We start from the raw sequence: 18,638 nt of genomic DNA on the forward strand, positions 1-18,638 counted from the left end.
CTCGCATCTCCGGCGGTTCCGCCCCATATTGCGGCCATGCCGAAAAGCTCCGACACCACCGCGACCAGGCCGAAGGCTGCCAAATCCCCGGCGAAGAAGCCGTCCTCGGCCCGCACCCCGAATTCCAAGGCGAGCAAGCCCGAGCTGAAGCCGCTCGAAGGCTATCTCGCCGATCTGCTGAACCCGGCGATCAACCGCGGCACGGCGGTGCCGGGTGGCGCCTCCGGCTTCAAGGACACGCCGCAGGCCGGCTACGAATCGAAGCCGAGCTATGCGCTGGAACGGCCGGGCGGCGAGGAGAGGCCCAAGCGCAAGCTCTCCAAGAAGGCGGATGGCGCCTTCATCGGCGCCGAGGGCGCGGCGGCCGCGACGGCGAGCTCGCTGCAGCATCTGCTGGAGACCGGCAGCCCCTTCATCCAGCCCGGCAAGCCCTGGACGCCGCACCGGCCGGAGCGCCCCGAGAAATCGGAAGGCGGCATCCGCTTTCAGATGAAGTCGGAGTTCTCCCCCTCGGGCGACCAGCCCACCGCGATCGCCGATCTCGTCGACGGCATCCGCCGGCAGGAGCGCGATCAGGTGCTGCTCGGCGTCACCGGCTCCGGAAAAACTTTCACCATGGCCAAGGTGATCGAGGAGACGCAGCGCCCGGCGCTGATCCTCGCGCCGAACAAGACGCTGGCGGCGCAGCTCTACGGGGAGTTCAAGAGCTTCTTCCCCGACAACGCGGTCGAGTATTTCGTCTCCTATTACGACTATTACCAGCCGGAGGCCTATGTCCCGCGCTCGGACACCTATATCGAGAAGGAATCCTCGATCAACGAGCAGATCGACCGCATGCGCCACTCGGCGACGCGCTCCCTGCTCGAACGCGACGACGTGATCATCGTCGCCTCGGTCTCCTGCATCTACGGTATCGGCTCGGTCGAGACCTATACGGCGATGACCTTCTCGGTGAAGCTCGGCGAGCGCATCGAGCAGCGCCAGCTCATCGCCGATCTCGTCGCGCTCCAGTACAAGCGCACCCAGCACGATTTCGCCCGCGGCACGTTTCGCGTCCGCGGCGACGTCATCGAGCTCTACCCGGCGCACTATGAGGACCGGGCCTGGCGCATCGGCCTGTTCGGCGACGAGGTCGAGTCGATCTCCGAGTTCGACCCGCTGACCGGCCAGAAGACCGGCGAGCTCGAATTCATCAAGGTCTACGGCAATTCGCACTACACCACGCCGCGCCCGACGCTGACGCAGGCGGTGAAGTCGATCAAGGAGGAGCTCAAGGCCCGCCTCGACGAGCTCAACCGAATGGGCCGCTTCCTGGAGGCGCAGCGGCTCGACCAGCGCTGCACCTTCGACATCGAGATGATCGAGGCCACCGGCTCCTGCAACGGCATCGAGAACTATTCGCGCTATCTCACCGGCCGCAAGCCGGGCGAGCCGCCGCCGACGCTGTTCGAATACCTGCCCGACAACGCCCTGGTCTTCACCGACGAGAGCCATGTCACCGTGCCGCAGATCGGCGGCATGTACCGGGGCGACTTCCGCCGCAAGGCGACTTTGGCCGAATACGGCTTCCGCCTGCCCTCCTGCATGGACAACCGGCCGCTGCGCTTCGAGGAATGGGACGCGATGCGGCCCCAGTCGGTGCATGTCTCGGCCACGCCCGGCGGCTGGGAGATGGAGCAGACCGGCGGCGTCTTCACCGAGCAGGTCATCCGCCCGACCGGGCTGATCGACCCGCCGGTCGAGATCCGCCCCGCCAAGCATCAGGTCGCGGACCTGCTGGACGAGGTCAAGGAGGTCACCGAGAAGGGCTATCGCACCCTTGTCACCGTGCTGACCAAGCGCATGGCCGAGGACCTGACCGAATACCTGCACGAGAACGGCGTGCGCGTGCGCTACATGCACTCGGACATCGACACGATCGAGCGCATCGAGATCCTCCGGGACCTGCGCCTCGGCGCCTTCGACGTGCTGGTCGGCATCAACCTGCTGCGCGAGGGCCTCGACATCCCCGAATGCGGCTTCGTTGCCATCCTGGACGCCGACAAGGAGGGCTTCCTGCGCTCCGAGACCTCGCTGATCCAGACCATCGGCCGCGCCGCCCGTAACGTCGACGGCAAGGTCATCCTCTATGCCGACCACGTCACCGGCTCGATGGAGCGGGCGCTGGCCGAGACCAACCGCCGCCGCGAGAAGCAGCTCGCCTACAATGCCGAGCACGGCATCACGCCGCAGACGATCAAGCGCGCCATCGGCGACATCCTCGGCTCGGTCTATGAGCGCGACCATGTCACGGTCGACAAGGGGCTGGTGGCGCCGGCCTCGGGCCACAACCTCAAGGCCGCGATCGCCGATCTCGAGAAGCGCATGCGCGAGGCCGCGGCCGATCTCGAATTCGAGACGGCGGCCCGCCTGCGCGACGAGATCAAGCGCCTGCAGGCGACGGAGCTGGCGATCTCGGACGATCCGCTCGCCCGGCAGGGCGATGTCGAGGCCTCCGCCGGCAAGTACAAGGGCGAGCGCAGCTACGGCTCCAGCGCCAACCTGCCGCCGACCCGCGCCCGCAAACCGACGGACGAGGACATGGGCCCGCATAACTGGGGCGGCGGCGAGGCCAAGCCGAAAGCCGGCGAGAAGCCGAACCCGCTGCTGACGGGCACCTCACGGGTGCGCAAGCCGACACTCGACGAGATGGGCCCGGTGCCGGAATCGCGGCCGAAGGGGGCGGGGGAGAGACGGCGGCGGAGGTAGCTGAATAAGTTCGGACCCCGTTGCTCTCTTCTAGTGCACGCGATCCGTAGGTTCGGACTCCTGCGCTGCCCGTTTTCTGATCTTCTCCAACAGAAATGCTGCGATTAAGCCGGGGGCCTTTCCTTCTTTTATGTCTTTAGATGGAATCAGCTTATCTGTTGGATTAAACGCCAGCTGTTCGAGTACAAGTGCTGCAATTTCCTGTTCGTATTCAGGTGCTTGCTTCTTGAAGCCTTCGACCGCAACGGCCATCGAGTATTTGTAGGCGTAGTGCTCTCTTAGACGAAATAATGACGAGTGGCGGATCGCCGCAAAAGACACTAGCCATGCCGCGGGAATAAGTATGGCGATTCGGGAAAATATTTGAGAGAGATACTGCCAGACATTTTGTGGAATTGGTTGGGCCTGTTGCAATGCGTCTGCAATTGATGGATATTGAATCTTTAGGAATGGTACTGCAATAGGAACCGTAACCGATGCAATAAGTGGTATTGATGATATTATTAGTATTAATATTCCGGCATAGAATGCTGACCTAGCCCAGAATAATTCCGAGGTCAGTTTGCGCTGCATTTTATCAAAATTCGAGGCGAGACCCGAAACCGTCGCGGACGACAACATCTGTGTCGATTTTTCGATCAGATTATCGACAGACATATCTTTGGCTTCGAGGGCTGAAATGAGGGCTCTAAGGCGGGTTTCTCCGTCGGCCGCGGCCTGATTTCTGCTATCTAGCTTTTTTTGAAACTCGACAAATTGCTCCGTGTAAGACGCTATATCACGGTCAAATCTCTTCGCTGACTCGACTATAGGGTCAATTTCGGAAATATGATTCGTTATTTTCCCTAGATAAGATGAAATTTCTGCCTCAGAAGAACGAGACTTATCCTTGAGTTCAATTATATCCGCGAGAGCAGATTCGGCGGCGGATTGTTTTTCGGATATATTTCGCTCTTGAGTGATTGCCTGTTTTTGCAAATTTCGCGCGTCTTTTAGAGTGTCGCTCGCCTCAGTGACGATGGTAGTTATCGCGGAGGAAGCGGATTGGAAGCTATAGCCAGACTTTGGCCTCAAAACAAATATAGCTCTATATGTTCTTTCAAGTAGAAGCTCTGTTCGATCAAAAATTGACTGAAACAAAGAAAGAAACTCTATGCTGTTCCCGTTTGTTGAAGAGGCATAAAAATTATCATAATTGAACGTGTTCAAGCCGCCGTTGCTCTTCACGTTATCGACAGCGGAGAGGATGTTATTAGCAGAAGATATCAATTCGGCGATCGAGGCATTTAACTCGACGAGGAAATGAAGCGGTGTTGTGTCAACATTCTGAGATTTCTCAACTTGATTAACGAGGCCGATGGCGGAAAATATCCGAGAAATTACGTCCGCGGTAGAGCTGTCTTTGTTTGGAATGATTTTCTTGAGGTTAAATGGAGAAGACGAGGCGTCAGTGAAATTATTAAGAGATTGAAGAAGTCTATTGTTAATTTCTCCCAATGCAGATGCAGTTTTTGTTATAGTCTGAAGCGATTGTTGCCTCACCTTAGTGACTCCCCAGTGCTGAAATTTTACTACTTATCACGCCTTCGGACGATTTGAGCAAGAATCCGATACGCTTAAGGCGCTCCCGCCTTTGAGTTGGGCTCGCGATCTCGATCTCTTTCTGCTTAACGCGGAGAATGAAAGTCAATCTGGAGAACCCCTCTCCCGGATGGGAGAGGGGTTGTCCTCGCGGTTCGGGAGGTTTGGAATCCCGGGCTCAGGCTCCGTCGAAAGCCGCGTGATAGCGCACCGTGCCGGCCGGCAGCTCCGCGCCGAAACCGAGGCGCATGAAGTACTCGGGCGGCACGCCCTCCAGCACCAGCGCCGGATCGTTGGCGAAGCCGAAGCGGCCGTAATAGGCGGGGTCGCCGAGCAGGACGCAGCCAGCGGCGCCCATTTCGCGCAGGCGCCGCAGGCCCTCGCGGATCAGCTCCGAGCCGATGCCGCCGCGCTGCCGGCCCGGCCGCACCGAGACCGGCCCGAGCCCGAACCAGCCGCGCTCCGCCCCGTCGATCGTCACCGGCGAGAAGGCGACATGGCCGACGATCCCTCCGTTTTCGACCGCGACGAGCGAGAGCGTCAGCGCCCCGGCCGCGCGCAGGCCGTCGACGATCGCCGCTTCGGTGCCGCTGCTATGCGGCGCCGTCGCGAAGGCCTCCGTGGTCAGGGCGCGGATGGCGTCGGAATCGGCGGGCTGCTCGGGGCGGATTTGCATGCGGTCTCCTGAACCGGCGCGATGCCATGCCGCCGGCCCGGCCGCACCGCCTGCGGCAGCCCGCGCGCAAGCCATTGCGCAGGATCGGCCTGCCGGGATTGTCGGGGAGGGCGGCACGGTCGGTCCCTGCCACCATCATCGTCTAACCCGGGACGGGGCTTGCGGCAAGCCGGGGGGGCTGGTCCATGAAGGCTGCCCCCGATTCGACCCAAGGGAGCAAGCCCATGTCGACCGTTGAAACCACCCTGCCGCAGCGCTTCTACCACGGCACCCGCGCCGACCTAAAAACCGGAGACCTGATCGTCGTCGGCCATGGCTCGAATTTCCGGGAGGGCCGGCCGCTCTCCTGGGTCTATTTCACCGCCACGCTCGATGCCGCGATCTGGGGCGCGGAGCTCGCCCGCGGCGCCGGGCAGCAGCGCATCTACATCGTCGAGCCGACCGGGGCCTTCGTCGACGATCCCAACCTGACCGACAAGAAGTTTCCCGGCAATCCGACGCGCTCCTATCGCTCGCAGCAGCCGCTGCGGGTCGTCGGCGAGGTGACGGACTGGCAGGGCCATCCGCCGGAGCAGCTGCGGCAGATGCGGGAGAACGTCGCCCGGCTGATCGCCGAAGGCGCCGAGATCATCGACTGAGAAACTTGTCCCCGCTCCTTCCGCCGCGCCTATGATCGCCGCACCTCGTCCCCGAGGGGCAGCCATCCGGAGGTATGCCGTTGGTGGGGGCGGGGGCGGCGCCTGCGGGTGGGGTTACGACCCACTCCCGGGAGGCTTCGGGGCACCGCCCTGGGGACATTACGATCCCTGTGCGAGGAGCTCGCTGGAAGGCTCGGCCGTGACGGATTGCGTAAGCGAGGGCGCGACAACCCGATGAGGGGAACTGGCGCCCGGACCCGCAGCTCCCGACCGGCCCGGCCGTATAAGCGCGGCCCGAAGACTTAAGAACGCCGGCAGGCGGAGCGCCACGGGGCGTGCGGAGGGTGGCTCAATCCTTCCGCGCCGCATCCTGGCTCAATGGAAGCGGCCCTAGACCCTTGCGCCTCGCGGCGCTCCGCTGCCCCTCATGACAGCCGAACGCGCCCCGGCGCGGGCGGGCGAAGGCGCTTGCGGCAAGGAAATGTCGTCCGGGCGCCGCGCCGCTCAGGCCGCGAGCGAGACCCGGCCTTCGAGCTTGCGCAGGGCGGTGCTGAGCTCGGGCTCGTCGACGATGTCGGCGGCGTCGGCGAGCTTGAACCAGTGCAGGTCGCGCTGGTGCTGTTCGCGGAAGGCGTCGAGCTGCTTCTCGACCTCGAGCAGGTAGAGCTTCACCTCGCACAGGGTGAAATGGTCGCTCATCCGCTTCCAGTAGCTGTAGCGCCCGGCCGGCTTCTCGCTGACGCGGCCGACCACGCCGGCCTCCTCATAGGCCTCGCGCGCGGCGGCGTCGCGGTCCTTGACGCCCTTCATCGGCCAGCCCTTGGGCACGATCCAGCGGCGCGTCGTCCGCGAGGTCACCAGCAGGATCTCCGTCGAGCCGTCGGCAGCGCGGCGGATCGGCATCGCAGCGATCTGCGACCGCTTCTCTCCCGTTTTCCGCTTGGCCTTCTTCATCGGCGCTGGGTGGTCCTTTCCGGGCGGCAGCTTCGTCCGGCGCCGAATCAGTCCGGCCGCCGGAACGAATAAATATTGCATCGGATCGCAAAAATGGAAGATGTGTTCTGCGAAATCACATCAGCTTTTCGATTCGTGCATCACGCGGTTGCGGACATCTTCCGGTTGCGCCAGCCGCAGCAGCAGCCAGCCGCCGACGCCGGAGAGCAATGAGCCGGCGAGCACGCCGATCTTGGTCTGGTCCTGCAGCGCGGCCGAGTCCGGGAAGGCGAGCAGCCCGATGAACAGGCTCATGGTGAAGCCGATGCCGCAGAGCAGGGCGATGCCGTAGAACTGCGCCCAGGAGGCCTTCGCGGGGAGGTCGGCGAGCCCAGCGCGGATCGCCAGCCAGCCGAAGCCGAAGACGCCGATCTGCTTGCCGAGGAACAGCCCGAGCATGATGCCGAGCGGCACGGCCTGGCCGAGCGTCGACAATCCGAGCCCGGCAAAGGAGACGCCGGCATTGGCGAAGCCGAAGATCGGGATGATCAGGAAGGCGACCCACGGATGCAGGCCGTGCTCCAGCCGGTGCAGCGGCGAGGAGGCGCTGTCGGGCTTGGCGGGCGAGGGTGTGAGCGGGATGGTCAGCGCCAGCGCGACGCCGGCCAGCGTCGCATGCACCCCGGATTTCAGGGTGAAGTACCAGAGCGCCGCCCCGAGCAGCAGATAGGGCGCGAGCCGGGCCACGCCGAGCCGGTTCAGCGCGACGAGTGCGACGAGCGTCGCAGCCGCGAGTCCGAGATAAAGGCCCGAGAGATCGGCAGTGTAGAAGATCGCGATGATGATGACCGCGCCGAGATCGTCGAGGATCGCCAGCGCCGTCAGGAAGATCTTGAGCGAGGCCGGCACGCGCGAGCCCAGCAGCGAGAGCACCCCGAGCGCGAAGGCGATGTCGGTTGCCGCGGGAATGGCCCAGCCGCGCAGCGTCTCGGGCGAGCCGAGATTGAAGCCGACATAGACCAGGGCCGGCGCGATCATGCCGCCCAGCGCGGCGAATCCGGGTAGAACGCGGCGGCTCCAGCTCGAGAGCTGTCCGTCCAGCATCTCGCGCTTGATCTCGAGGCCGACGAGCAGGAAGAACACCGCCATCAGCGCATCGTTGATCCAGTGCAGGACCGACAGCCCGAGCACATAGCTCTTCAGCACGCCGAAATAGAATGGCGCAGCCGGCGAGTTGGCGACGACGAGGGCGAGCGCGGCGACGACCATCAGGACGATGCCGCCGGCCGCTTCGCCATGCAGGAAGTCCCGCAAGGCGGAAAGGGGTTTCGTCCGGGTCGCGGGCGCGGCCATCAAGCTCTCCTTCGTCGATCAGACGTGGAGAGATACGACAGACGGCCGCGGATGACCAAGTTTGCCGATGCCGCAGCCGGATTCAGAGCTTCTTGCCGTCCTTGTCGAACTGCTTGAGGAAGGCGGTCAGATCCGCGATCTCCTTGTCGCTCTTGATGCCGGCGAAGATCATCTTGGTGCCGGGAATCTTGGCCTTCGGGTCCTTGATGTACTCGGCGAAGGTCGCCTCGTCCCAGGTCAGGCCGGAGGCCTTGTTGGCGCTGGAATAGCTGTAGCCGGCGACGGCGCCGGAATGCCGGCCGATCAGGCCGTTGAGCTCGGGGCCGACCAGGTTGCGCGCGCCCTCGCCGATCTGGTGGCAGGCGCGGCACTTGTTGAAGGCGCGCTGCCCGGCCTCGAGGTCCTGCGCCGCGGCGGGGCAGGCGGCGAGCGGCATGGCGAGCAGCGCCAGTGCAAGAAGGCTGAGGGGGGCTGCACGCATGGTCTCGTCCTCGGGCTCGTTCGGGTCGCGCTTCCCGCGGCCGCGGCGGCCCAGTCAGGAAGCCTTCTCGTTTAGGCCGCGCCGGCGCCGCTTGGACAGGGGGCCTTTCGCCGCGGGCGCCGGGCTCAGAGGTCGCCGATCCACTCCGCCACCGCGGCGGTGAAGATGTCCGGCCGCGACACCGGGAAGAGATGCCCGCCGGTCTCCATGATCGAGCGGCGGGCGCCGGGCAGCGCCGCGATCAGCGCCTCCTGGTGGTAGACCGGCACGACCATGTCGTCGCGCGCCCCCATCACCATGGTCGGCATCGGCAGGGCCTCGATCTCCGCCGTGCCGTCGAAGCCGAGCAGCGCGTCGATACGCTCGCGCATCACGGTCTGGGCCTGCTCGCTCGTCGGGGCGGCCTCGATGGCGTCGTCGTAGATGTGCCAGTTCGCCTCGATCCAGCGCGGTTGGTAGGCGCTGAGGATGGAGAGCGCCGCGAAGGCCTGCGGGTCGCAGCCGAGGATGGCGCGCCGCGCGCCGAACAGCGCGGTCATGTAACGGCAGGCCTTGAGCCAGCTGCCGCTGAGGATCAGGCCGTCGAGCCGGCCGGGCGCGAGCTTCGCCATCGCCTGGGCGATGCAGCCGCCCGTCGAATGGCCGAGCACCACGGCCCGGTCGAGCCCGGCCGCGTCGAGCACGTCCAGCCCGTCGCGGGCCAGCCGCTCGATGTCGCAGGGCGCCGCGCCGCGGCTGCTGCCGCCGATGCCGCGCTGGTCGAAGCGGATGATCTGGAAGGAGCGCCCGAGCGTCGCGGCGATGTCGGCCCAGAAGCCGGCGGTGCCGCTGAGGCCGCTGACCAGCAGCAGCGGCCGGCCATGGCCTTCGCGGAAGCCGTGGAGCGTGGCCCCGTCATCCGTCTCGGTGCGGAAGTCGATGATATCGGTGGTCGTCGTCATGTTTCACCCAACGGCCTGCGCCGCCCGTCGCGCGTTGCCCGCGCGTTCGAGAGCCCTGGACCGTCCTTCCCCCTCTTGCGGCGGGCAAGCCGCCCCGCTGTTCTCCGGCCCCGCTCCGCGGAGCGCTGCCGTCAGGTAAGGATGGCCCATGCGGCCCCCAGGGACCATGGCCTGAGCGGGAGGGGCGGGATGCTTTGGACGCAAGGCGGAAAGGGACTGGACTAACCGTTACGCATCCGTTGCATGCAGGGCGGTGTCCTGGCGGGCCTTGAGCCCGTCAGCGGCGGCGATTGGCGGCATCCGGGTCGGCGCGCCAGGTCGCGAGCGGCATGGTCGGCAGGTCGAAATAGTCACGCGTGGTCGCGTAGCCGTGGCCGCCCATCCGGCCGACGGCATCGAGCGCGGCGGGGTCGACATGCAGGCGCTCGTCGACGGTGTCGCCGCGGAAATGGGCATAGACGATCTCGCCGAGGATGATCTCGCGGGAGCTGCCGATGCCGAGCGTGGTGTGGTGGCGGCATTCGAAGGCGGCGGGCGCCTGGCCGATCCACGGGCACGGCACCTTCGCGCCCGGCATCGCGGTGAGCCCCGCCTCGGCGAGTTCGTCCGTGCCGGGCTCGAACGGCACGGCGCAGACGTTCATGCCGGCGACCAGCGCGTCCGAGACGATGTTGACGGTGAAGGCCAGCGTCTCGCGGATGTTGCGGCCGGTATCCTTCTGTGCGCCGGTCGGGCGGTATTCGACGCCGAGCGCGAGGATCGCCGGATCGGCGGAGAGGCAGTTGAAGAAGGAGAAGGGTGCGGCATTGACCTTGCCCTGGGCATCGACCGTCGTCACCAGCGCGATCGGCCGCGGCACGACGGCGCCGATCAGCAGCTTGTAGCGCTCGCGCGGCGAAAGCGCCGCGAAGTCGAAGGTGACGATGCCGGGGGCTTCCTCGGCGCGCGGCGTCTCGATCGTCTGCGCTGTCATGACGGGTTCAGTCCTTCGCTGAGGGCATAGGGCGCGAGCACGGCCCGGATGTCCGGCTCGACGCGGGGGGTGAGCAGCGCGCGCGTCACCACGGAGCGCAGATGGTGGTCCATCAGCTCGGCGGCGCGGGCGGCATCCCCGGCACGCAGGGCCTCGATAAGCTGGCGGTGTTCGGAGACGGCGCATTCGGAGGAGTGCGGCCGCCCGTAGATCGCCAGGATCAGCGAGCAGCGCGACGAGGATTCCTGGACATAGCGCAGCAGCAGGGCGTTGCCGGTCATCTCGGCGAGCTTGATGTGGAACTCGCCGGACAGCCGGATCGATTCCGGTCCGTCCTGCCCATGCGCCTTTTCCTCCTGGCGGACATGCGCCTCGAGTTCCGCCGCCTGTGCCGCGGTGAGGCGCCCGGCGAGATTTTCCGCGACCAGCCGCTCGAGCCCACGCCGGACTTCGAAGACGTCGCGCGCCTCCTCCAGCGTCGGATAGGCGACGGAGGCGCCCCGGTTCGGCTTGAGCTCGACCAGTCCCTCGACGGCCAGGCGGTTGAAGGCCTCGCGCACCAGGGTGCGGCTGACGCCGAGCTGCTCGCCGATCGAATCCTCCGGCAGCTTCATGCCGGGTTTGAGCGCCTGCTCGATGATCGCGCGCCGGAGCGCTCTGTATGCGGATTGCGCGCGCAATCCCGGAGTCCGCTGCTCACCCATGACGGCCTTTCCTCTTCGCGACGGGTCCTTGCCGGGGACCGTCAATGTCACGAGCCGTGGCTCCATTCCAGTTTCCGCTTGTGTTCAATAATCGTATACAATACGATCATCACATCGCATGCAAGATTGAACATTAATCGCACACGAGATGGCGCCTAAAGCGCCACGATGCGCAAAGAGGTGGCAGTGACGACCGTGCGGCTCGCTTCCGGGCCGCGCCGACAAGAAGGGGAGAGTTCCGATGAGAAAGGCCTGGTTGCTGGCGGCCGTAGCTGCCTTCGCGCTGAGCGGCGCAGCCGAAGCGAAGACGTTGAAATGGGGGGCCGGCCGCGAGATTGCGTCGCTCGATCCCTATTCCTACGGCGAGACCTTCACGCTGTCCGTGCTGAACCACGTCTATGAAGGTCTGGTGCGCTATACCGGCGACCTCAAGATCGAGCCCGCGCTGGCGCAATCCTGGGAGACGGTGACGCCGACGACCTGGCGCTTCCACCTGCGCAAGGGCGTCACCTTCCACAATGGCGACCCCTTCACGGCCGACGACGTGCTCGCCTCGCTCGCGCGCGTCTCCGACGATGCCTCGCCGCTGAAAGGCAACCTGCCGGCCTATAAATCCTCGCGCAAGATCGATGACTATACCGTCGAGATCGAGGTCAATGGCCCCTATCCGCTGCTGCTCAACGACCTCACCAACATCTTCATCTTCGACAAGAAGTGGCTGGAGGCGAACAACGCCCTGAAGCCGACCGATGTCGGCAAGGGCGTCACCGGCTATCCGACGGACCATGCCAACGGCACGGGGCCGTTCATGGTCGAGAGCCGCCAGCCCGACGCCAGGACGGTGTTCGTCAAGAACCCCGGCTGGTGGGACAAGCCGCAGCACAACATCGACCGCATCGAATTCATGCCGATCGCGTCGTCCTCGACGCGGGTCGCCGCGCTGCTGTCCGGGGAGATCGACTACACCAATGTCGCGCCGCTGCAGGACCTGCCGCGCCTGAAGGCCTCGCCGGAGGTCAAGGTGCTGCAGACCAACGAATTGCGCTCGGTCTTCTTCGCCCTGAACCTTCGGGACAAGCTGTTCGAAAGCGACGTCAAGGACAAGAACCCCTTCAAGGACATTCGCGTGCGCGAGGCGCTCTACCGCGCCATCGACATCGACGCCGTCCAGAAGCGCGCCATGCGCGGCCTCTCGCGCAACACCGGCGCGCTCGTCGCGCCGGCCATCCCCGGCTATGATCCGTCGCAGGACGCGCGCCCGTCCTTCGATCTCGGTGCCGCCAAGAAGCTGCTCGCCGAGGCCGGCTATCCGAACGGCTTCAGCTTCCAGATGAACTGCCAGAGCGACGCGCTGGTCAACGAGGAGGAGTTCTGCCAGGCGGTGGCCTCGATGTGGGCGCGAGCCGGGCTGAAGCCCAATCTCAGCATGGCGCCGCGCGCCCAGCAGACGCCGAAGCGCACCCGGGGCGATTTCGACGTCATCTCCTTCGGCTGGGCCAACGAGCCGATGATCGACGCCTATTCGCTGCTGGTGCAGGTCATCCATTCGAAGTCCGGCACGGCCGGCGTCTTCAACTGGGGCAACTGGGGCGATCCGAAGGTCGACGCGCTGATCGACCAGGCCGGCGTCGAGCTCGACACGCCCAAGCGCGTCGCGCTGATGAAGCAGGCGCTCAAGCTGGTGAAGGACGAGACCCTGTTCATCCCGCTGCACCAGCAGCCGATGGCCTGGGCCATGCGTGCCAATGTCGAGACGATGGTGCAGGCCTCCGACAACAAGCCCCGACTGTGGCTGACCAGGCTGAAGTGAGCGGCTGACGCACGTAACGTCTCTCAGTCCTCATCCTTCGAGCCGCAGGCACGATGGCCTGCTCCTCACGATGAGGGCTGAGAAACACTGGCTGAATCGGAGTTGTCCAGATGCCGGCCTTCCTCCTCAAGCGCTTCCTGAACGCCGCCGGCGTCATGCTTGCCGTGGCCTTCCTCGCCTTTCTGAGCTTCCGCTTCGTCGGCGACCCCGTCGACCTCATGCTGAACGAGCAGGCGAGCCAGCAGCAGCGCGACGAATTGCGGGCCCACCTCGGTCTCGACAAGGGCTTCGCGCTGCAATTCGCAACCTTCGTCAAAAACGCCGCCCAGGGCGATTTCGGCATCTCCTACCGCAATCAGCAGGATGTCTTCGCCCTGATCTCGGAGCGCTTCCCGGCGACCTTCGAGCTCGTCCTGGTCGCGACCTTCCTGTCGCTCGCCATCGGTATCCCGCTCGGGGTCTACACCGCGATCCGACGAGAGAGCCTGCTCGCCAAGGCCTTGCAGTTCGGCTCGGTGCTCGGTGTCTCGCTGCCGAGCTTCGCGCTGGGCATCATGCTGATCCTGGTCTTCTCGGTGACGCTGCAATGGCTGCCGGCCTTCGGCCGGGGCGAGGTGGTGAAGCTCGGCTGGTGGAGCACCGGCTTCCTGACGCCGTCCGGCCGCGCCGCGCTGATCCTGCCCGGCATTACCCTTTCGGTCTTCCAGGTCACGCTGGTGATGCGGCTGGTGCGGGCAGAGATGCTCGAGACCATGCGCACCGATTTCATCCGCTTCGCCCGGGCGCGCGGCCTGCCGGCCCGCTCGATCCATTTCGGCCATGCCCTGCGCAACTGCCTGATGCCGGTCATCACCGTCACCGGCCTGCAGATCGGCAATCTCATCGCCTTCGCGCTGGTCACCGAGACGGTGTTCCAGTGGCCGGGCATGGGCATGCTCTTCGTCCAGGCCGTGACCTTCGTCGATATCCCGGTGATGGCGGCCTATCTGATCATCGTCTCCTTCATCTTCGTCGCGCTCAACACCCTGGTCGACCTGACCTATGCCTGGGTCGATCCGCGCCTGCGCGAGGACGCGCTCTCGGGAGCCGCCAATGCCCGCTGACACCGCCACGACCGTCACCGCAGATGCGGCTCCGGCATCCGGGCGCATCCGGCGCTTCCTCGACAGCGATATCGGCTGGAGCTTCCGCAAGACGCCGGCCGCCTGGATCTCGGCGCTGGTGTTGACCCTGCTGATCGTCACGGCCTTCCTCGCCCCGCTGATCGCGGCGCAGAACCCCTACGATCTCTCGCAGATCTTCATCGACAAGGCCGAGATTCCGCCGATCTGGCAGGAGGGCGGGGAATGGCCCTTCCTGCTCGGCACCGACCCGCAGGGCCGCGACGTGCTGTCCGCCATCCTCTATGGCTCGCGCATCTCGCTCATCATCGGTTTCGCGGCGGTGCTCGTCTCGATGCTGATCGGCGTCGGCGTCGGCCTGCTCGCCGGCTTCCACGGCGGGCGCATCGACAACCTGCTGATGCGGCTCGGCGACACCGTTCTCTCGATCCCGACCCTGCTGATGGCGATCCTGGTCTCGGCCGTGTTCCGCGGGCTGCTGCCGCCGGAGCTGCGCGATCCCTTCGCGGCGATGGTGCTCGTGCTCGCGATCTCCCTGACCAACTGGGTGCAATATGCCCGCGTGGTCCGCGCGCTGACGATGGTCGAGCGGCGCAAGGAATACGTCCTCGCCGCGCGCATCATCCATGTTCCGGCGGCCCGGATCATGCTGCGCCACATCCTGCCCAATACGCTGACGCCGGTGCTGGTCTCGGCGACGCTCAATCTCGGCCTCGCCATCCTCTCGGAGGCGACGCTCTCCTTCCTCGGCGTCGGCATGCCGATCACGCAGCCTTCGCTGGGCACGCTGATCCGCATCGGCAACCAGTATCTGTTCTCGGGCTCCTGGTGGCTCGTCGTGTTCCCCTCGCTGCAGCTCGGGCTGATCGTGCTCTCGGTCAACCTGCTCGGCGACTGGCTGCGCGACGCGCTCAATCCGAAGCTGCGCTGACCATCACAAGAAACCACGAGGATACGCCTGCGATGACCGCCTCCCTGCTGATCCGCAATGTCCGCCCGAATGCCGGCACAGCCCTCGACATTCTCGTCGAGGATGGCCGCATCGCCCGAATGGCGAAGGACATCGCCGCGCCGGCCGGCGTGCCCGTCGAGGACGGGCGTGGCGAGATCGTCATCCCCGGCCTGGTCGAGGCCCACACCCATCTCGACAAGAGCCTCTGGGGCCTGCCCTGGTACGTCAACGAGGTCGGCCCGAAGCTGCTCGACAAGATCGACAACGAGCGCGAGAGCAAGAAGCGCCTCGACATCGACCCGGCCCGCCAATCGGCCCGGCAGTCGGTCCAGTCCTCGCTGATGGGCACGACCCATATCCGCAGCCATGTCGACGTCGACACCGAGCACGGGCTCTGGGGCGTCGAGGGCGTGATGGCGACCCGCGACGAATACCGCGACATCGTCGACATCGAGCTCGTCGCCTTCCCGCAATCGGGCCTGCTGCGCCGGCCCGGCACGCTGGAATTGATGGACCAGGCGATGAAGGCGGGTTGCGAGATCGTCGGCGGCCTCGATCCCTGCGGCATCGACCGCGACCCCAAGGGCCATCTCGACGCGGTCTTCGGCCTCTGCCAGAAATACGGCAAGCCGCTCGACATCCATCTGCACGAGCCCGGCGAGATGGGTGCATTCTCGACCGAGCTGATCATCGAGCGCACCCGCGCGCTCGGCATGCACGGCAAGGTCACGATCAGCCACGCCTTCTGCCTCGGCTCGCCCGACATGGCGCTGGTCGATCCGCTGATCGGCGAGCTCGCGGCGCTGGACATCGCGATCATGACCACGGCGCCGTCGCGCAGCGCCGCCCCGCCGGTCAGGAAGCTGGTCGATGCCGGGGTGCGCGTCTGCTCCGGCTCGGACGGCATCCGCGACACCTGGGGCCCCTATGGCAATGCCGACATGGTCGAGCGGGCGATGTTCGTCGGCCTGCGCAACAATTTCCGCCGCGACGACGAACTGAAGATCGCCCTCGACGTCTGCACGCAGGGCGGCGCGCAGGTGATGGAAATCGCCGATTACGGCCTCGCCGAAGGCAAGGCCGCCGATCTCGTCATCATGCCCGGCGAGACGCTGGCGGAGCTGATCGTCACCCGTTCTCCCAAGCGCCGCGTCGTCAAGCGCGGGCGCATCGTCGCGCGCGACGGCGTCTCCGTCAGGGCCGCGCCGTGAGCCTCGAGCCGGCAAAGCGCCCCGAAGGCCGCATCCTGATGACGGCGCGCTGGGTCGTCGGCCACAAGGACGGGCGCCACCGCCTCTACGAGAACGGCGAGGTCGTCTTCGAGGATGGCCGGATCGTTTTCGTCGGGCATGGCTTTGCCGGCGAGGTCGCCCGCCGCCTCGACTACGGCAACGCCCTGATCGGTCCGGGCTTCGTCGATTGCGACGCGCTTTCCGACCTCGACACGACAATCCTCGGCTATGACAACCAGCCGGCCTGGAAGAAGGGCAGGGTCTGGCCGCGCAGCTATCTCGCGGCCGGCCCCTACGAGATGTACACGCGGGACGAGCTGGCCTTCCAGAAGAAGCATGCCTTCGCCTCGCTGATCCGCAACGGCATCACCACGGCGCTGCCGATCGCCTCGCTGTTCTACCGCGCCTGGGGGGAAACGGTGCAGGAGTTCGAGGATGCGGCCGAGGCGGCGGCCGCGCTGGGCCTGCGCGCTTATCTCGGCCCGGCCTATCGCACCGGCAACCAGCTGGTCGAGGCCGATGGCCGGATCACCACCCATTACGACGAGGCGCGTGGCCTCGCCGAGCTCGATGCCGCGATCGATTTCGCCAAGCGTCATGAAGGCGCGGCCGGCGGCCTGATCCGGGCCATGTTCGCGCCCGACCGCATCGAAACCTCGACGGCCGAGCTGCTGCGCCGCACGGCGGCGGTCTCGCGCGAGCTCGATATCCCCGTCCGGCTGCATTGCTGCCAGTCGAAGATCGAGTACGACCTCGTCCTCGCCCAGCACGGCATGAGCCCGCCGGAATGGCTGGAGAGCCTCGGCTTCCTCGACAATCGCTGCCTGCTGCCGCATGGCACCGTCGTCTCCGGCAGCCGCCTGATCGACCGCCCCGGCCGCGATCTCGAGATCATCCGCGATTCCGGCGCGAGCATCGTGCACTGCCCGCTCGTCTCGGGCCGGCACGGCAATGCCATCGACCATTTCGGCCGATATCGCGCCATGGGGCTCAACATCGCCATGGGCACCGATACGAGCCCGCCCGACATGGTGATGAACATGCAGACCGGCATGATCCTCGCCCGCACCATGGCCGGCAATGCCGCCGCCGTGCGCTCGGAGGACTACTACGACGCGGCGACCATCGGCGGCGCCGATGCGTTGCAGCGGCCCGATCTCGGCCGCCTCCAGCCGGACGCCCGCGCCGACATCACGGTTTTCGAGCTCGACCGGCCGCATAGCGGGCAGGTCATCGACCCCATCCAGACGATGATGCTGACCGGCCATGGCCGCGACTTTTCGACCGTGGTGATCGACGGCCGCTTCGTCATGGCGGACCGCGTCATCCCCGGCATCGACGAGGCCGCCGACAACGCCCGCGCCCAGGCCCAGTTCGCAGGCCTGATGGCGCGCTATCCCGAGCGCACGCTCGGTCACCCGCCGGTGAGCGAGATCTTCTCGTCGAGCTATCCGGTCGAACGCAGCGAGGCCACCGCATGACCGCATCCGCCGCGCCTCTTCTGTCCGTGCGCGACCTGCGCATCGTCTTCGACGGCCGCCGCGGCCCACTGACCGCGCTGGACGGCGTCTCGTTCGATATCCAGCCGGGCGAGATCCTCGGCATGGTCGGCGAATCCGGAGCCGGCAAGTCCCTCACCGGTACGGCGGTGATCGGCCTGCTCGATCCGCCCGGCCGCATCGCCGGCGGCGAGATCAGGCTCGAAGGCCAGCGCATCGACAATCTGCCGGCGGAGAAGATGCGCCGCCTGCGCGGCCGGCGCATCGGCGCGATCTTCCAGGACCCGCTGACCTCGCTGCATCCCTTGCTCACGGTCGGCGACCAGCTCGTCGAGACCATCACCACCCATCTCCCGGTCGGCAGGGCCGAGGCGCGCGGGCGCGCACTCGACCTGCTCAGGGAGGTCGGCATCCCCGCTGCCGAGACGCGCATCGACCATTACCCGCATCAGTTCTCCGGCGGCATGCGCCAACGCGTCGTCATTGCGCTGGCGCTCTGTGCCGAGCCCACGCTGATCATCGCCGACGAGCCGACGACGGCGCTCGACGTCTCGATCCAGGCGCAGATCACCACGCTGCTGAAGCGGCTTTGCCGCGAGCACGGAACCTCGATCATGCTGGTGACCCACGATATGGGCGTCATCGCGGAGACGGCCGACAGGGTCGCGGTGATGTATGCCGGCCGCATCGTGGAGATCGGCCCGGTCGAGGACGTCGTGCGCCGGCCGCGCCATCCCTACACGGCCGGGCTGATGGCCTCGATCCCGAGCGTCCATGCCCGCCACGCCCATCTCAACCAGATCGACGGCGCCATGCCGCGCCTCGGCGCGATCCCGCCGGGCTGCGCCTTCAATCCGCGTTGCGGCCGGGCCGAAGCCTTCTGCCGCGACCACAGGCCCGGCCTCGCGCCGGCCGCCCACGCGGCCGCCTGCCACTTCCCGCTGCAGGAGCTGGCCGATGCATGATATTCTGACCCCGCCCGCAAGGGAGCTGGCC

The 18,638-nt window shown here is 66.1% G+C and carries 16 protein-coding genes; 8 read left to right on the forward strand and 8 right to left on the reverse strand.

The features are described from left to right. The first annotated feature begins 36 nt into the window (after positions 1-36). A complete protein-coding gene (uvrB, locus tag BGO20_RS02520; protein ID WP_291663160.1) occupies positions 37-2,748 on the forward strand; it encodes an excinuclease ABC subunit UvrB in 2,712 nt (903 codons plus the stop codon). 30 nt (positions 2,749-2,778) lie between these two features. Here uvrB and BGO20_RS02525 read toward each other — a convergent pair whose 3' ends face one another. Both BGO20_RS02525 and BGO20_RS02530 read right to left on the reverse strand, forming a co-directional pair. Then, positions 2,779-4,290: a hypothetical protein gene (locus BGO20_RS02525; RefSeq protein ID WP_291663161.1), complete on the reverse strand. Its 1,512-nt coding sequence runs from the start codon at positions 4,288-4,290 to the stop codon at positions 2,779-2,781. A 217-nt stretch (positions 4,291-4,507) separates the two neighbouring features. Further along, positions 4,508-5,005 carry a GNAT family N-acetyltransferase gene (locus BGO20_RS02530; RefSeq protein ID WP_291663162.1) on the reverse strand — a complete coding sequence of 166 codons (498 nt, stop codon included), beginning with the start codon at positions 5,003-5,005 and terminating at the stop codon, positions 4,508-4,510. A gap of 224 nt (positions 5,006-5,229) precedes the next feature. Between BGO20_RS02530 and arr the strand changes: the two genes are divergently transcribed. Next, on the forward strand, positions 5,230-5,643 hold the full coding sequence (arr, locus tag BGO20_RS02535) for an NAD(+)--rifampin ADP-ribosyltransferase (RefSeq protein ID WP_291663163.1): 414 nt from the start codon (positions 5,230-5,232) through the stop codon (positions 5,641-5,643). A gap of 504 nt (positions 5,644-6,147) precedes the next feature. On the opposite strand, the gene BGO20_RS02540 is transcribed toward arr, so the two are convergent. From BGO20_RS02540 to BGO20_RS02565, 6 genes are all read right to left on the reverse strand, one after another. Next, complete coding sequence (locus BGO20_RS02540; protein ID WP_291663165.1) at positions 6,148-6,597, reverse strand: NUDIX hydrolase; 450 nt, start codon at positions 6,595-6,597, stop codon at positions 6,148-6,150. A 120-nt stretch (positions 6,598-6,717) separates the two neighbouring features. Then, on the reverse strand, positions 6,718-7,929 hold the full coding sequence (nhaA, locus tag BGO20_RS02545; protein WP_291663166.1) for a Na+/H+ antiporter NhaA: 1,212 nt from the start codon (positions 7,927-7,929) through the stop codon (positions 6,718-6,720). Between the two features lie 82 nt (positions 7,930-8,011). Further along, positions 8,012-8,365 (reverse strand): c-type cytochrome, encoded by a 354-nt coding sequence (locus BGO20_RS02550; RefSeq protein ID WP_291663505.1) that lies wholly within the window; start codon positions 8,363-8,365, stop codon positions 8,012-8,014. A gap of 170 nt (positions 8,366-8,535) precedes the next feature. Next, the gene (locus tag BGO20_RS02555) at positions 8,536-9,351 is read right to left on the reverse strand and encodes an alpha/beta fold hydrolase (RefSeq protein WP_291663167.1); all 816 of its coding nucleotides are present in this window, start codon (positions 9,349-9,351) and stop codon (positions 8,536-8,538) included. Positions 9,352-9,628: 277 nt separating this feature from the next. Next, positions 9,629-10,324 carry a flavin reductase family protein gene (locus tag BGO20_RS02560; protein ID WP_291663168.1) on the reverse strand — a complete coding sequence of 232 codons (696 nt, stop codon included), beginning with the start codon at positions 10,322-10,324 and terminating at the stop codon, positions 9,629-9,631. Further along, positions 10,321-11,028, reverse strand: a complete 708-nt coding sequence (locus BGO20_RS02565; RefSeq protein WP_291663169.1) for a GntR family transcriptional regulator — start codon at positions 11,026-11,028, stop codon at positions 10,321-10,323. Before BGO20_RS02565 ends, BGO20_RS02560 begins: the two co-directional genes overlap by 4 nt. A 241-nt stretch (positions 11,029-11,269) precedes the next feature. On the opposite strand from BGO20_RS02565, the gene BGO20_RS02570 reads away from it, so the two are divergent. The 6 genes from BGO20_RS02570 to BGO20_RS02595 all read left to right on the forward strand — a co-directional run bounded on the left by BGO20_RS02570 (position 11,270) and on the right by BGO20_RS02595 (position 18,607). After that, entirely contained in the window at positions 11,270-12,838 is a 1,569-nt protein-coding gene (locus tag BGO20_RS02570; protein WP_291663170.1) for an ABC transporter substrate-binding protein, read from the forward strand. Between the two features lie 110 nt (positions 12,839-12,948). Next, positions 12,949-13,941: an ABC transporter permease gene (locus tag BGO20_RS02575; protein WP_291663171.1), complete on the forward strand. Its 993-nt coding sequence runs from the start codon at positions 12,949-12,951 to the stop codon at positions 13,939-13,941. Beyond that, a complete protein-coding gene (locus BGO20_RS02580; protein WP_291663172.1) occupies positions 13,931-14,890 on the forward strand; it encodes an ABC transporter permease in 960 nt (319 codons plus the stop codon). Before BGO20_RS02575 ends, BGO20_RS02580 begins: the two co-directional genes overlap by 11 nt. A gap of 32 nt (positions 14,891-14,922) precedes the next feature. Next, entirely contained in the window at positions 14,923-16,122 is a 1,200-nt protein-coding gene (locus BGO20_RS02585) for an amidohydrolase family protein (RefSeq protein ID WP_291663173.1), read from the forward strand. Positions 16,123-16,160: 38 nt separating this feature from the next. Then, positions 16,161-17,624: an amidohydrolase family protein gene (locus tag BGO20_RS02590; protein ID WP_291663506.1), complete on the forward strand. Its 1,464-nt coding sequence runs from the start codon at positions 16,161-16,163 to the stop codon at positions 17,622-17,624. Further along, on the forward strand, positions 17,621-18,607 hold the full coding sequence (locus BGO20_RS02595) for an ABC transporter ATP-binding protein (RefSeq protein WP_291663174.1): 987 nt from the start codon (positions 17,621-17,623) through the stop codon (positions 18,605-18,607). Before BGO20_RS02590 ends, BGO20_RS02595 begins: the two co-directional genes overlap by 4 nt. The last annotated feature ends 31 nt before the right edge of the window (positions 18,608-18,638 follow it).

The organism is Allobosea sp. 67-29, from assembly GCF_001898115.1.
Taxonomy (GTDB): Bacteria; Pseudomonadota; Alphaproteobacteria; order Rhizobiales; family Beijerinckiaceae; genus Allobosea.

Coding starts and splice junctions, on each gene's coding strand:
- BGO20_RS02550 (WP_291663505.1), bottom strand. CDS start 8,365: ATGCCGCTCGCCGCCTGCCCCGCCGCGGCGCAGGACCTCGAGGCCGGG.
- nhaA (WP_291663166.1), bottom strand. CDS start 7,929: ATGGCCGCGCCCGCGACCCGGACGAAACCCCTTTCCGCCTTGCGGGAC.
- BGO20_RS02540 (WP_291663165.1), bottom strand. CDS start 6,597: ATGAAGAAGGCCAAGCGGAAAACGGGAGAGAAGCGGTCGCAGATCGCT.
- BGO20_RS02565 (WP_291663169.1), bottom strand. CDS start 11,028: ATGGGTGAGCAGCGGACTCCGGGATTGCGCGCGCAATCCGCATACAGA.
- BGO20_RS02580 (WP_291663172.1), top strand. CDS start 13,931: ATGCCCGCTGACACCGCCACGACCGTCACCGCAGATGCGGCTCCGGCA.
- BGO20_RS02595 (WP_291663174.1), top strand. CDS start 17,621: ATGACCGCATCCGCCGCGCCTCTTCTGTCCGTGCGCGACCTGCGCATC.
- BGO20_RS02530 (WP_291663162.1), bottom strand. CDS start 5,005: ATGCAAATCCGCCCCGAGCAGCCCGCCGATTCCGACGCCATCCGCGCC.
- BGO20_RS02560 (WP_291663168.1), bottom strand. CDS start 10,324: ATGACAGCGCAGACGATCGAGACGCCGCGCGCCGAGGAAGCCCCCGGC.
- BGO20_RS02570 (WP_291663170.1), top strand. CDS start 11,270: ATGAGAAAGGCCTGGTTGCTGGCGGCCGTAGCTGCCTTCGCGCTGAGC.
- BGO20_RS02555 (WP_291663167.1), bottom strand. CDS start 9,351: ATGACGACGACCACCGATATCATCGACTTCCGCACCGAGACGGATGAC.
- BGO20_RS02590 (WP_291663506.1), top strand. CDS start 16,161: ATGACGGCGCGCTGGGTCGTCGGCCACAAGGACGGGCGCCACCGCCTC.
- BGO20_RS02575 (WP_291663171.1), top strand. CDS start 12,949: ATGCCGGCCTTCCTCCTCAAGCGCTTCCTGAACGCCGCCGGCGTCATG.
- uvrB (WP_291663160.1), top strand. CDS start 37: ATGCCGAAAAGCTCCGACACCACCGCGACCAGGCCGAAGGCTGCCAAA.
- BGO20_RS02585 (WP_291663173.1), top strand. CDS start 14,923: ATGACCGCCTCCCTGCTGATCCGCAATGTCCGCCCGAATGCCGGCACA.
- arr (WP_291663163.1), top strand. CDS start 5,230: ATGTCGACCGTTGAAACCACCCTGCCGCAGCGCTTCTACCACGGCACC.